Source organism: Streptomyces sp. NBC_01571 (assembly GCF_026339875.1).
In the GTDB taxonomy this organism is placed as follows: Bacteria; Actinomycetota; Actinomycetes; order Streptomycetales; family Streptomycetaceae; genus Streptomyces.
Genome location: NZ_JAPEPZ010000001.1, coordinates 4,325,773 through 4,339,592, shown reverse-complemented (window position 1 = coordinate 4,339,592; position 13,820 = coordinate 4,325,773). Strand labels below are relative to the sequence as shown.

The following is a 13,820-nucleotide window of genomic DNA, read 5'->3' as shown; positions in this document are numbered from 1 at the left end:
CGCCGGATCAGCCCTTGTACGCCGCGGCCGCGTCGGCCTCCAGTTTCGCCTGCGTCCCAGCCACGTTCTTGGGGTTCTTCAGGAAGTCCTGCAGGTCCTTCCACTCGCCCTTGCCGGGCGTACCGCCGAAGGCCTGCGGGGCCTGGTCGGACATGTCGAAGCGGAAGTCGTCGCCGGCGGCGATCAGGGCCTTCGCCATGGACTGCTGCACGGCGTTCGGATACGCGGAGTTCGGCACGCTCTTGTTGGGGGAGAGGTAACCGCCGAGCTTCGCCTGGATGGACGCCGCGTCCGGGGAGGCCAGGAAGGTGACCAGTGCCTGGGCCGCCTTGGAGTCCTTCAGGACGACGGCCGCGTCACCACCGCTGACCACGGGCGCCTTGTCGCCCACCGCCGGGAACGGGAACACCTTCGCGTCCGTGCCGATCTTCGCCTTCGTCTCCGCGATGTTGACGCCCACGAAGTCGCCCTCGAAGACCATGCCCGCCTTCGGCTGGTCGCCGCCGGTGAACGTCTGCGTCACCGAGGCCGGGAACTCCGTCTGCAGTGCGCCGTCCGGGCCGCCCGCGAGGTAGTTCTTGTTGCCCCACAGCTGGGCGAGCGTGGTCAGCGCGTCCTTCACGGACGGGTCCGTCCACTTGATCTTGTGCTGGGCGAGCTGGTCGTACTTCTCCGGACCGGCCTGGGAGAGATAGATGTTCTCGAACCAGTCGGTGAGGGTCCAGCCGTCCGCGCCGCCCACGGAGACGGGGGTGACCCCGGAGTCGTAGACGGTCTGCGCGGTGGAGAGGAAGTCCTTCCAGGTGGCGGGCTCCTTCGCCCCCGCGTTCTCGAAGACCTTCGTGTTGTACCAGACCAGCGACTTGTTGGCGGCCTTGTAGTACACGCCGTACTGCTTGCCGTCGACCTTGCCGAGGTCCTGCCAGCCCTGCGAGTAGTTCTTGGCGAGCTGCGCCTGGGCTTCGGCGCCGACGGGCTTGGCCCACTTCTTCTCGACGGCCTGCTTGATGGCGCCGACCTGCGGGAGCATCGCGACGTCCGGCGGCGCGCCGCCCGCGATCTTCGAACCGAGGAAGTTGATGATCGGGTCCTGCGCGGGGACGAAGGTGACCTTCGCGCCGGTGCGCTTCTCGAACTCCGCCAGCACCTTCTTGAAGTTGGCCTGTTCGGGCCCCGTCCACACGGCGGCGACCTCCAGGCTCGCGCCGTCGAGCTTGGGCAGACTGACACTCCCGCCGCTGCCCGCGGTGTCGCCGCTGGCGGCGCCGCTCTTGCCGTCGTCGCTCTTCTTGTCGTCGCTGCCGCCGCATGCGGTGAGAGTGAGTGCGCCGGCGATGACGGCGACCGCGGCGGCCTGTGCGGCCCTGTGCGTCGAGTGCGTGTGCGACCTGTCTGTACCAAGCGATCTGCGCATTACTGCCCCGTTCTTCGTTCCTCATCGAACGTCCGGCGCTGTCCCGTGCGGTCTGGTCTACGCCCGGGGCCTCAACGGGGGCAAGAGCGCCTGCGGTGTCGAGTGGAAGATCGTGATTGGGTCGTGACGTGGCCTGCCGGCCTGGTTGGGGCGTGGGGGTGGTTCTCGGGGTGCGGGTGGGTGGGGGCTGGTGGCGCAGTTCCCCGCGCCCCTTCGAGGTGCGGCTCACGGCCGCCGCCCTTGTCCGGCCCGTCCGTTCCCGGGAGCTGCCGCCCCCGGACCCCCGCTGTCGGCCTGAACGGCCTTGTCCTCAAACGCCGGACGGGCTGGAGATGCGAGCCCGCGCTGAATGGTTCCGGACCGGCTGGAGGCGCGGGGCCTCGCTGAATGGTTCCGGACGGGCTGGAGGTGGGAGGCCTCGCTGAAAGAGCCGACGCCCGGGGGCATGCCTTTCAGCCCGTCCGGCGTTTGAGGACGAGCCCTTCGGGCGAGCGGGGGTCCAGGGGGCGCCAGCGCCCCTGGCGGGGGTCTGCGGGCGGAGCCCCCAGGTACGGGATGGGTCGGGTAGGGGCGGCGGGGGCGAAGGAAACGGGGTCAGAGGAGGGACGGAACCTCGGCGGCCGCCACCGACCTCGCCGCCCGCTCCAACGCACTGGCCAGCAAGGCCAGATCCGTCGGCCCGTTCCCCAACTCCCGTACCGTCCGCCGGGCCGGCGGATCCCCCATGCGCTGCCACTCGATGGGCACGACCGTGGGCCGCAGCGTGGCCGTCCGCGGAATGCGCCCCGTGACCCGCCCGGCCTGGAAGGGCGTGACCCGGCCGTCCGACGTGAACAACCGCCCACGCCCGGGGGCGGGTTCGTCGGCCCCGGGCGACACCGGGTCCAGGGTGACACGGAGCCCGGCGGAGCGCCCCGGCTCACTGGCCGCCGCCCGCCCGTCGTCCGAGGCGGCCGCCACGAGATGGACACCGAGCCGGTCGCCCTCACGGGCCACGGCCTCCAGGGCACGTATCACCGAACCGGCGGCCGGCCGCCCCGGTGACCCCAGCGCGGGCGAGAGCAGCGCGTCCAGGTCGTCGACCACGACGACGAGACGGGCGAGCGGCGGCCCGGGCTCGGCACGCGCGCGGCCGGCCGCCGGACGCAGCCGCAGCGTCGCACTGGGCGGGGTGTCCAGGTCGGCGGCCCCGGAGGACGCGCCGGACGGCCCCCCGGAGGACGGCCGGGCCGCTCGCTGGCCGACGAACCGGCCCGACACCTCCCGGTGCGTGTGCCACTCCGCGAAGCCGAGCCGGCCGAGGAGCTCGGCCCGCCGCTTCAGCTCGGCGCTCAGCGACTGGGCGAACTCCCGCATCCGCACGGGGTCGTTGGCGGTGAGATGGGTGGTGACATGAGGGAGGTCGGTACAGACTCGCAGTCCCTCGCCGCCCTGTCCCGCGCCATGGCCGCCGGTGCTGTCCCGGCCGTCCATCAGCACGATGCCGAGCCGGTCGGGCCGCTCCGCGGCGGCCAGGGACGCGGCGATCGAACGGAGCAGCTCCGTACGGCCGCTGCCCGGCGGGCCCTCGACCAGCAGATGGGGGCCCTCGGCGGGGAGGTCCACGGCCAGCGGCCCCCGCGGACCGGCGCCGAGGACCGCCCGGCCGCGCCCGCCGAGCGCCTCCGTGTCGTCCGCCGCGTCCGCCCAACGCGCCATCAGTGAGGCGGGGGTGGCGCGGGCCAGCCCCAGTTCGTCCAGCAGACGGGCGACCTGGGGGAGCGGAGCGGACACGCGCGCGTGCCGGTCGCCGGGCGCGCCGTCCGTGCGCAGGGGCGCGAGGGCGCGGGCGAAGCGCTCGGCCCAGGCCCGGGACACCGCGTCCACGGTGGCGACCGTGCCGTGCCCCACGAGGCCGCCGGACGCGACCCGCATCAGCCGCAGCGCCGTGGCCACGTCCCCGCTGAGCAGCGCGACGGCGCCGCACTCGCGGAACGCCGGTGACGCCGAACAGGCCGCCTCGTACGTCTTCGTCACCGGGGACGCGGGGGACGCCGCCGGCGTCTCGGCGAGGCAGACCACGTGGATGCCCGCGCGGGGCCCCTCGTGCGCCAGCCGCAGCACGGCGTCCCGCACGTCGGCTCCTCCGGGGTCCCCGTCGACGACGACCAGCGTGTACGGCCCGTCGAATTCCCGGTCCCTGTCCGGGCCACTGTCCCCGGTCCCGCGCACGTCCGACGGGTCCTGGTCCCGTGCCCAGGACGGCCGCCGTTCGGCGGCCCGGGTGTTCAGCGGGATGCGGTCGGCCTCGTCGTACGGCCGGGGGCGGGCGCCGGGGCCGGTGGTGCCCGTGCCCCGTGCGTGCGTGTCGTGACCGCCGTCCGTGTCCGTGAGGTGGTCCTCCAGGCGGCGCAGGAGCTCGTCCGTGCGGGCCGTCGCCTGCTCGCGGTCGTAGGCGAGGAGCAGGCGGCAGTCCTGGCCGTGGGTGGGGCGCAGATGGGGGAGCCAGCCGAGCCAGGCCCACTCCGCGGTGCGCTCCTCGACCGTGCGGGAGCGGTCCGTGCTGAGCAGGACGATCTCCAGGTTGTCCGGTGAGTGCAGCGCCGCGAGCTGCGCCACCACCGAGCGGGCCAGCCCCGCGAGGCGCGCCCGCGGCCCCGCCAGGCCCAGTGCGCCTACCTCCCGCAGACCGGCCGTGACCGGCACCGCGGGCAGCAGCCCCGAACCGTGGGGCGTCGCCCGGTCGGCCGTCCCCAGCCGTACCGTCAGCGCCTCCGGGTGGCCAGGGCCGCGCTCCCACAGCCGCGATCCCGGTCCCAGCGCGGTGAGCAGCAGGGCCGCGGGGTCGGGCCAGTTCTCCGGCGCCTGTGCCGCGCCGTGGTCCGCCGTGCGCCCGGCGGCGTCGTCCGCGTACGCGCCGTGCTCGCCGTACTCCCCGAACTCGTACGCGTACTCGTACGGGTCCTGGCCTGTGTCCGTGGGCTCGTCCCGGCTTCCGGTCAGCCGGCGCGCCCAGGCCCCGAGGCTGCCCCGCTTGCGCACGCCCGGCGGCAGCTCGGTGCCCCGCGGGGGAGTGCCCTTCCTGGCGCCTTGACCGGGAGCGGCGGGGTCCCGGGTGATGTCCCCCGCGGGCGGGCTGCCGGGACCGGACGGCTCTGCCCGCCTGCTCTCGATCCCGGGCGCCCTGCCCTGTTCCGGCACGACGGGGGGCATGGAGGAGGGTGCGGCCGAGGAGGCGGGTGAGGCGGAAGGGGCGGCGGGGGGTACGGCCCGGCCGTGCGTGTGCGTCCCGGGATCGTCCCTGGCGGCTTCCCGCCGCGCCGATCCGTAGGCGTGACGGGTCTCACCGCGGGGCAGCCCGGAGGCGTCCGCGGTACGGGCCTGCGGCACGGACGGGACGCGGGCGGACGCCGGATCCGGGCGGGCGCCCGCACCGGTCGTGGTGGTCACCCGGACATGTCCCTCCCCGTCGGGCGCCGTCCCCACGGAGTGGGGGCCGCCTGGCGGCGCCAGCCGCAGGGCGGACTCGCCCACGCGCAGCAGCGCGCCCGGCGGGAAGCCGACCGGGCGGGTGGTGACGCGGGTGCCGTCCAGCGTCGTACCGTTCGTCGATCCCAGGTCGGCGACCGTGACACGGCCCTCGGGAGAGACCGTGACCGCGCAGTGCAGACGGGAGACGTCGGGGTCGTCCAGCGGAACGTCCGCCTCGGCGGAGCGGCCGATGTCGATCCGCCCGCCGTGCAGGAGGTGGACGCCGCCCGCGTCGGGGCCCGCGACGACATGCAGCTGGGCCGCGTCCTCGTCCACGTCCGGACCGGGCTCCGTGGGGGCGCCGAGGGACAGCACCGCGCCGTCGGTCAGCGGCGGCTCACCCAGCGTGCAGCGCTGCCCGTCGAGCCGCTCGGCGCCCGCGTACAGCACGACCGGACCACCGCCGAGCTCCCGGCTCCGCTCGGACGGGGCGGCGCTCCCGTCCCCGCCGACCGCCGAGGCCAGACCCGCCGCCACCGCCGCCAGCGCCGTCCCGGCGGGGGCGGTGACCAGCACATCGCAGGCGGCGGCACGCCCCCGCGGCTCCGAAGGCGGGCCCAGCGGGTCTACGACGGTCAGCCGGATCTGCATCGCCGTCAGGGGTCCCTTCCGCGCAGGCGCCCGCGACGAGGACGAGGCTGTGCTGCGGTCCCCCCACCGCAGATCCCCCCACCGCGCACGGACACGTCGGCCAGTACTGAGGGCATCCTCGCACCTGCCACTGACAACACGCCCGCCACCCGGGCAGAAGTGATCTTGATTGGTCGGCTCTGCCCGTAAAAGTGCCTGACCAGTGCCCGACCGGTGCCCGCTTGGGATCGCTCGCGGCATCCGTCACACCCCCGCCGAAGGGGCCGAACGGCAACCAACCGTCGCGAGTGAGCGTCTTTCCATCGAACATGGACGGGAACGCGTACGTAAGCGCTTATGCGGACCACAAGTGCTCACGGGAAGCACACGAGGACGACAACCCGGTGCCGGGCACCTCGGCACTACAGTGGGCGGAACCGCCGCGGCAGAAGTGACAACGGCGGACGGACCAGGCAAGCAAGCAACAGGGAGCGCATGACGTGCGGCCGGTAGGGAGCAAGTACCTCCTTGAGGAGCCGCTGGGGCGCGGCGCCACAGGCACCGTCTGGCGAGCCCGCCAGCGGGAGACCGCGGGTGCCGAGGCGGCCGTCGCCGGCCAGCCCGGCGAGACCGTGGCGATCAAGGTCCTGAAGGAGGAGCTCGCCAACGACGCGGACGTCGTGATGCGCTTCCTGCGGGAGCGGTCCGTCCTGCTGCGGCTGACCCACCCGAACATCGTGCGGGTGCGCGACCTCGTCGTCGAAGGCGACCTGCTCGCGCTCGTCATGGATCTGGTCGAGGGGCCCGACCTGCACCGCTACCTGCGCGAGAACGGGCCGTTCTCGCCGGTCGCCGCCGCTCTCCTCACCGCCCAGGTCGCCGACGCGCTCGCCGCCAGCCACGCCGACGGTGTCGTGCACCGGGACCTGAAGCCCGCGAACGTCCTGCTCAAGCAGGACGGCGGCCGGATGCACCCGCTGCTCACCGACTTCGGCATCGCCCGCCTCGCCGACTCCCCGGGCCTGACCCGGACCCACGAGTTCGTCGGCACGCCCGCGTATGTCGCGCCGGAGTCCGCGGAGGGGCGTCCGCAGACGTCCGCCGTCGACATCTACGGGGCGGGCATCCTGCTGTACGAGCTGGTCACCGGACGGCCGCCGTTCTCCGGCGGCTCCGCCCTCGAAGTCCTGCACCAGCACCTGAGTGCCGAGCCGCGCCGGCCCTCCACCGTGCCCGACCCGCTGTGGACGGTCATAGAACGCTGCCTGCGCAAGAACCCTGACGAGCGGCCCAGCGCCGAGAACCTCGCGCGCGGGCTGCGCGCCGTCGCCGAGGGCGTCGGCGTGCACGCCACCTCCGCGCAGATCGCCGCCGCGGACGGGGTGGGCGCGCTGCTCGCCCCCGACCCGGCACCGGCTCCGGTGCCGGGCACGCCGGGCGCGGCCGACCCCACCCAGGTGCTGCCGCACGGCGCTCCGGGGGCGTACGACCCGAACGGCGCGACCAGTGTCCTTCCGCACACGGGCGCCGCCGACCCGACCGCCGTCATGCCGCCGGTGCCGCAGAACCAGCCCGGCGGAGGGCCCGGCCGGCCGGAGGACCCGCATCCCTGGCAGAGCCAGCTGCGGGCGGCCCGCGACCGCAACGAGCAGACGCAGGTCCAGCAGTACGTCGACCCCGACCAGGACCCGCTGCGCCGGCGTCCGCAGCGGCAGGTCGCACGACCGCAGCAGCGGCCCGAGCAGCAGCAGGGCCAGCAGCCGCCGCCCGGATACGGGTATCCGCAGCAGGGGCAGCCCCAGCGGTACGCGCCTCAGCAGCCTCAGCAGTACGGGCAGCAGCAACAGCAGCATTACGGGCAGCAACAGCAGTACGCACAGCAGCAGCAACAGCAGCAACAGCAGTCCCGGCGGGCGCAGCGTCAGCAGCCGCAGCCGCAGCCCCAGCGGTACGCTCCCGCGCCGCAGCAGCCCGAGGCGCCCGCACCGAGGCAGTCGCGCGAGCCGAGGCAGCGCAGTGCCAACCGGATGAGGATCCCGGGGCTCGGCTGCCTCAAGGGCTGCCTGTTCATGATCGTCATCCTGTTCGTCGGCGGATGGCTGGTCTGGGAGTTCAGTCCCCTGCAGGACTGGATCGGCTCCACCAGGTCCTTCTGGGGCGAGGTGACCCACACGTACCACACCGTCAGCGACTGGGTCGGGAATCTCGGCTCGGGCTCGTCCCGCAACTGACGCGCACCTGGCCGATGACCGACCGGCGGCCGACCGGCGGCCGGTCCGCGGCCGACTCTGGGGACTTGTCGACATCTGGCGGGTGATTTCCGCCTCCGGAGTGAAGGTTGGCTCCTCGGACGCGTACTTTTAGCGGCAACACGCGTCGGTAGGAGCAGTCTTGGCACGGAAGATCGGGAGCCGCTACACCGCCCACCAGATTCTGGGGCGGGGCAGCGCCGGTACGGTGTGGCTGGGCGAGGGACCCGAGGGGCCCGTCGCCATCAAGCTGCTGCGCGAGGACCTCGCGTCCGACCAGGAGCTCGTGGGCCGCTTCGTGCAGGAGCGCACGGCCCTGCTCGGTCTCGACCATCCCCATGTGGTCGCGGTGCGTGATCTCGTGGTGGACGGCAACGACCTCGCGCTCGTCATGGACCTCGTACGGGGTACGGACCTGCGCACCCGGCTGGACCGGGAACGGCGGCTGGCGCCGGAGGCCGCGGTCGCGATCGTGGCCGACGTCGCGGACGGGCTGGCGGCGGCGCACGCGGCCGGGGTGGTCCACCGGGACGTCAAGCCCGAGAACGTACTGCTCGACATGCAGGGGCCGCTCGGCCCGGGTGGCGCGCACCCCGCGCTGCTGACCGACTTCGGTGTGGCCAAACTCATCGACTCGCCGCGGCGGACCCGGGCCACGAAGATCATCGGCACGCCGGACTACCTCGCGCCCGAGATCATCGAGGGACTGCCGCCGCGCGCCGCCGTCGACATCTACGCGCTGGCGACCGTCCTGTACGAGCTCCTCGCCGGGTTCACGCCCTTCGGGGGCGGACACCCGGGAGCGGTGCTGCGGCGGCACGTCACCGAGACGGTGGTGCCGCTGCCGGGGATCCCCGAGGAGTTGTGGCAGCTACTCGTGCAGTGTCTGGCGAAGGCCCCGGCGTCACGGCTGCGGGCGTCCGAGCTGGGAGCGCGGCTGCGGGAGCAGCTGCCGCTGCTGGCGGGGATGCCGCCGCTCGACGTGGACGAGCCGGACGGTGAACCCGCGGAGGAGACGTCCGAGGAGGCCGCGGAGCCGGCCGAGCCGACGTCGCGGATACGACGCGGGGCCGTGCCGCTGGTGCCGGGCGCCGCGCCGGACTCGAACCGGGACACGCACACGTCGATGCGGGTGCCGGGGCCGGACGAGCTGGCCGGCGGGGCGCGCGGGACGGCACGTGCCCCGCGTGCCGCGGGGGCGCCCCGGCCCGGGTCGGCGCGGCATCGGGCGTCCGCCCGGCGGCGCCGGATCACGCTGGGGGCGGCGGGAGTGGTGCTCGTCGCCGCGGTGGGGGTGGGGACGTGGCTCGCCACCTCGGGGGACGACGCGGGGTCGCAGCCGTCCGACACGAAGAGCTCGGCGCCGGCGTCTCCCTGACGCGTGCCATCCCGTACGGGGGGCCGCCCGGACCCCGGCCGGCCCTGGACGGGGCTCCGTCCTGGACCCCGCTCAGTCCCGCCCCTGGGGCTCCGCCCCGGACCCCGCCAGGGGCGCTGCGCCCCCTGGACCCCCGCCGTCGCCCGAAGGGCTCGTCCTCAAACGCCGGACGGGCTGGAGATGGGGGCCTGCGCCGGACGGTTCCGCACGGGCCTGCGCCGGGCGGTTCCGCACGGGCCTGGATGTGCGGGCCTGCGCCGTACGTTCCGGCGTCGGCGGAGATGCGGGTCTGGGCCGGGCGGTTTCGGCCCGGGCCGGAGGTGGCGGCCGAGGTGTGTCTTTTCAGCCCGTCCGGCGTTTGAGGACGAGGCCGTTCAGGCCGAAGCGGGGGTCCGGGGGCGGCAGCCCCCGGGGCGGGGGAGGCCTAGGGGCGCAGCCCCCGGGGGTGAGAGCCCCGCTTGCCGCAGCCGTTACGCTGGAGGCGTGGCAGTCGTCGATGTATCCGAAGAGCTCAAGTCCCTCTCCTCGACCATGGAGTCGATCGAGGCCGTCCTGGACCTCGACAAGCTGAGGGCAGACGTCGCCGTGCTCGAGGAGCAGGCGGCCGCGCCGTCCCTGTGGGACGACCCGGACGAGGCGCAGAAGATCACCAGCAAGCTGAGCCACCTCCAGGCGGAGGTCAGGAAGGCCGAGGCGCTGCGCGGGCGTATCGACGATCTGAGCGTGCTCTTCGAGATGGCCGAGGAGGAGGACGACCCGGACACCCGCGCCGAGGCCGAGTCCGAGCTCACCGCCGTCAAGAAGGCGCTGGACGAGATGGAGGTGCGGACGCTGCTGTCGGGGGAGTACGACTCCCGGGAGGCCGTCGTCACCATCCGCGCCGAGGCCGGAGGCGTCGACGCCTCCGACTTCACCGAGAAGCTGCAGCGCATGTACCTGCGCTGGGCCGAGCGGCACGGGTACAAGACCGAGCTCTACGAGACCTCGTACGCGGAAGAGGCGGGCATCAAGTCCACCACCTTCGCCGTCCACGTGCCGTACGCCTACGGAACGCTCTCCGTGGAGCAGGGCACCCACCGGCTCGTGCGGATCTCGCCCTTCGACAACCAGGGTCGCCGGCAGACGTCGTTCGCCGGTGTCGAGATCCTGCCCGTCGTCGAGCAGACCGATCACATCGAGATCGACGAGTCCGAGCTCCGGGTGGACGTCTACCGTTCCTCGGGTCCGGGCGGCCAGGGCGTCAATACCACCGACTCCGCGGTGCGTCTGACCCACCTGCCGACCGGCATCGTCGTGTCGTGTCAGAACGAGCGGTCGCAGATCCAGAACAAGGCGAGCGCGATGAACGTCCTGCAGGCCAAGCTCCTGGAGCGGCGCCGCCAGGAGGAGCAGGCCAAGATGGACGCCCTCAAGGGCGACGGCGGCAACTCCTGGGGCAACCAGATGCGTTCGTACGTGCTGCACCCCTACCAGATGGTCAAGGACCTGCGGACGGACTTCGAAGTGGGTAACCCCGAGGCCGTTTTCAACGGCGAGATCGACGGGTTCCTCGAAGCCGGAATTCGCTGGCGCAAGCAGCAGGAGAAGTGACGCCGGGTCCCAGGGGCTCCTTGTCGACATGGCAACTGCCGCTCTTTGAGCGGCAGTTGCCTTTTGTGTGGCGGTTGTCTGGGTTTTACGTCACAGTCACATGTCTTCATGGCGGTCAAATGGCGCCGATCTGGACATCGCGGCCGCAACGACCTTGACGTTGCTTTGAAAACTGGGAAGGGTGACGCGTGGCATGCGTATCTCTGGGGCGCATGTGAACCGGGGGGTCGAGCAAAGCCACCCTGTGACGCCGTGGCCCCGGGCGCTGCTCCGTTGACGATCAGCTACTGGGGGTAGCAAGCAGATGACCAAGAAGACGCGGATACGCACAGCGCGGATAGCCGCCTGCGCGGTGATCGCCGCCGGTGCCTCGCTGACCGCCGCAGGTGCCGCTTCGGCTCTCGACATCAATGTCGGTGTCACGATCGACGGCCCGACCCCGACGACGAGCGGCACGGGCATTCCCACCAGCCCGGCGCCCAGCGCCTCGACGCCGACCAGCGAGCCGCCCACCACCCCGCCTCCCTCCGAGTCCGCGCCGGCCACGACCGAGCCGACCGACGGGCCCACGGACCCCACCGAGGAGCCGACCGAGCCCACCGACCCGACCGACGAGCCGACCGACAACCCCACCGACGGGGCCGGCACGGGCGGCAACGACAGCAACCCCGACGGCGGCTCCAAGCCCGTCGAGCAGGGCAAGGGCTCCTCCGGCCTGACCGACACCGGCTCGGACACCTCCGCCCAGGGCAAGAGCGGCGAGCTGGCCGAGACGGGTGCCGCCGAGACCACGTTCCTGCTGGTCGGCGCCGCCACGATGATCGCCGGCGGTATCGGCTTCCGCCTGCTGCCGCGCCTCATGGGTGGCCGCGGCGCCGCTGCCTGACGCAGACCGGTGTGATGCGCGACACCCTCCGCGCGTGAGACGCGAAAAGGGCCCGGAGCGAGTGCTCCGGGCCCTTCCCGTATGCCCTGGGTAGCTGTTCGTACGCCCTGGGTGCCCTCTCGCGGGTCCTACACCGTCTGGTGGGCCAGCAGCGCCACCGCCGCGATGAGCACGGCCAGCAGCGCTATCAGTGCCATCGGGTTCAGTCCGGCGAAGGGGCTCTCCTGCTGCAGCCGCTCCCGGTTCGCGCGGCAGACAGGGCAGCGGCCCTCACTGACGGGCGCCGCGCAGTTCGCGCACACCAATCGGTCGTACGTCATGCGCTTGCCCTCCTTGCGCCGTCCTCCGCGTACATAACGCCGCGGGGAACGCAACCGTTCCCCCTCCACTGTGCCAGGTTCCGCGGAATTCGGCGCGGCTCGCCTTATCCTGCCCCGCCCGGACGCTTTCCAGCCCGTCAGATCCGTGACAAAACGTGCAAGCGTCGCGCAACCCCGGACGCCGACTGCGGACCCACACCCGGTTCGCGTATGGTCACGCACACCTACCCCCGGCGACCCGTGGTGCATCCGTGATCCGATTCGACAATGTCTCCAAGGTCTACCCCAAGCAGACCCACCCCGCTCTCAGGGACGTCTCCCTGGAGGTCGAGCGTGGTGAGTTCGTGTTCCTCGTGGGCTCCTCCGGCTCCGGGAAGTCCACCTTCCTGCGGCTGATCCTCCGCGAGGAGCGGTGCAGCCACGGTCAGGTGCACGTCCTGGGCAAGGACCTCGCGCGCATCTCCAACTGGAAGGTGCCGCAGATGCGGCGCCAGCTGGGGACCGTCTTCCAGGACTTCCGGCTGCTGCCGAACAAGACGGTCGCCGAGAACGTGGCCTTCGCCCAGGAGGTCATCGGCAAGTCCCGCGGCGAGATCCGCAAGTCCGTGCCCCAGGTGCTCGACCTCGTCGGGCTCGGCGGCAAGGAGGACCGCAGGCCCGGTGAACTGTCCGGTGGTGAGCAGCAGCGTGTGGCCATCGCGAGAGCCTTCGTGAACCGGCCCAAGCTCCTCATCGCGGACGAGCCGACCGGCAACCTCGACCCGCAGACCTCCGTCGGCATCATGAAGCTGCTCGACCGCATCAACCGGACGGGCACGACTGTGGTGATGGCGACGCACGACCAGAACATCGTGGACCAGATGCGCAAGCGCGTCATCGAGCTGGAGAAGGGTCGTCTCGTCCGCGACCAGGCGCGCGGCGTCTACGGCTACCAGCACTGACGACGGTCCACGGAAAGGCTTAGCAGACGCCATGCGCGCCCAGTTCGTTCTGTCGGAGATCGGTGTCGGTCTCCGTCGCAATCTGACGATGACCTTCGCGGTCGTCGTCTCGGTCGCCCTCTCCCTCGCCCTGTTCGGCGGTTCGCTCCTGATGAGCGACCAGGTGAGCACCATGAAGGGCTACTGGTACGACAAGGTCAACGTCTCCGTGTTCCTCTGCAACAAGAGCGACGCGGAGTCCGACCCCCACTGTGCCAAGGGGGCCGTGACCGCCGAGCAGAAGAAGCAGATCGAGAGCGACCTCGGCAAGATGACCGTCGTCCAGAAAGTGACGTACGAGTCCGCGGACGAGGCCTACAAGCACTACAAGGAGCAGTTCGGCGACTCCCCGCTGGCCAGCTCCCTGACGCCGGACCAGATGCAGGAGTCGTACCGCATCAAGCTGAAGGACCCGGAGAAGTACCAGGTCATCGCGACCGCCTTCGACGGGCGCGACGGCGTGCAGTCCGTGCAGGACCAGAAGGGCATCCTGGACAACCTCTTCGGGCTGCTCAACGGCATGAACTGGGCCGCGCGCGCGGTGATGGCGATGATGCTCGTCGTCGCCCTGATGCTGATCGTCAACACGGTGCGCGTCTCGGCGTTCAGCCGGCGAAGGGAGACCGGGATCATGCGCCTGGTCGGCGCCTCCGGGTTCTACATCCAGGCGCCGTTCATCATGGAGGCCGCGGTCGCCGGGCTCATCGGCGGTGGGGTCGCCTGCGGATTCCTGGTGATCGCGCGGTACTTCATCATCGATCACGGTCTGGCCCTGTCCGAGAAGCTGAACCTGATCAACTTCATCGGCTGGGACGCCGTGCTCACCAAGCTGCCGCTCATCCTCGCGACGAGTCTGCTGATGCCCGCACTTGCCGCGTTCTTCGCGTTGCGCAAGTACCTGAAGGTGTGACGCATGCCAAGGG

The 13,820-nt window shown here is 72.3% G+C and carries 9 protein-coding genes; 6 read left to right on the top strand and 3 right to left on the bottom strand.

Going from position 1 to position 13,820, the window contains the following annotated elements:
* Positions 1-7: 7 nt before the first annotated feature.
* Both OHB41_RS19445 and OHB41_RS19440 read right to left on the bottom strand, forming a co-directional pair.
* The gene (locus tag OHB41_RS19445) at positions 8-1,414 is read right to left on the bottom strand and encodes an ABC transporter substrate-binding protein (protein WP_266699493.1); all 1,407 of its coding nucleotides are present in this window, start codon (positions 1,412-1,414) and stop codon (positions 8-10) included.
* 594 nt (positions 1,415-2,008) lie between these two features.
* Positions 2,009-5,515, bottom strand: a complete 3,507-nt coding sequence (locus OHB41_RS19440) for an FHA domain-containing protein (RefSeq protein WP_266699492.1) — start codon at positions 5,513-5,515, stop codon at positions 2,009-2,011.
* Between the two features lie 479 nt (positions 5,516-5,994).
* Between OHB41_RS19440 and OHB41_RS19435 the strand changes: the two genes are divergently transcribed.
* The 4 genes from OHB41_RS19435 to OHB41_RS19420 all read left to right on the top strand — a co-directional run bounded on the left by OHB41_RS19435 (position 5,995) and on the right by OHB41_RS19420 (position 11,597).
* On the top strand, positions 5,995-7,725 hold the full coding sequence (locus tag OHB41_RS19435; RefSeq protein WP_266699491.1) for a serine/threonine-protein kinase: 1,731 nt from the start codon (positions 5,995-5,997) through the stop codon (positions 7,723-7,725).
* Positions 7,726-7,885: 160 nt separating this feature from the next.
* Positions 7,886-9,121, top strand: a complete 1,236-nt coding sequence (locus tag OHB41_RS19430; protein ID WP_266699490.1) for a serine/threonine-protein kinase — start codon at positions 7,886-7,888, stop codon at positions 9,119-9,121.
* A 483-nt stretch (positions 9,122-9,604) separates the two neighbouring features.
* On the top strand, positions 9,605-10,711 hold the full coding sequence (gene prfB / locus OHB41_RS19425; RefSeq protein ID WP_153290286.1) for a peptide chain release factor 2: 1,107 nt from the start codon (positions 9,605-9,607) through the stop codon (positions 10,709-10,711).
* 304 nt (positions 10,712-11,015) lie between these two features.
* Positions 11,016-11,597, top strand: coding sequence for a hypothetical protein (locus tag OHB41_RS19420; protein ID WP_266699489.1), 582 nt, complete (start codon positions 11,016-11,018; stop codon positions 11,595-11,597).
* A gap of 128 nt (positions 11,598-11,725) precedes the next feature.
* Here the strand turns inward: OHB41_RS19420 and OHB41_RS19415 are convergent, their stop codons facing one another.
* Positions 11,726-11,917, bottom strand: coding sequence for a hypothetical protein (locus OHB41_RS19415; RefSeq protein ID WP_095854342.1), 192 nt, complete (start codon positions 11,915-11,917; stop codon positions 11,726-11,728).
* Positions 11,918-12,168: 251 nt separating this feature from the next.
* Between OHB41_RS19415 and ftsE the strand changes: the two genes are divergently transcribed.
* Together ftsE and ftsX are read left to right on the top strand one after the other, a co-directional pair.
* On the top strand, positions 12,169-12,858 hold the full coding sequence (ftsE, locus tag OHB41_RS19410) for a cell division ATP-binding protein FtsE (RefSeq protein ID WP_148008662.1): 690 nt from the start codon (positions 12,169-12,171) through the stop codon (positions 12,856-12,858).
* Positions 12,859-12,889: 31 nt separating this feature from the next.
* Positions 12,890-13,807: a permease-like cell division protein FtsX gene (gene ftsX, locus OHB41_RS19405; RefSeq protein ID WP_266699488.1), complete on the top strand. Its 918-nt coding sequence runs from the start codon at positions 12,890-12,892 to the stop codon at positions 13,805-13,807.
* Positions 13,808-13,820: the final 13 nt, after the last annotated feature.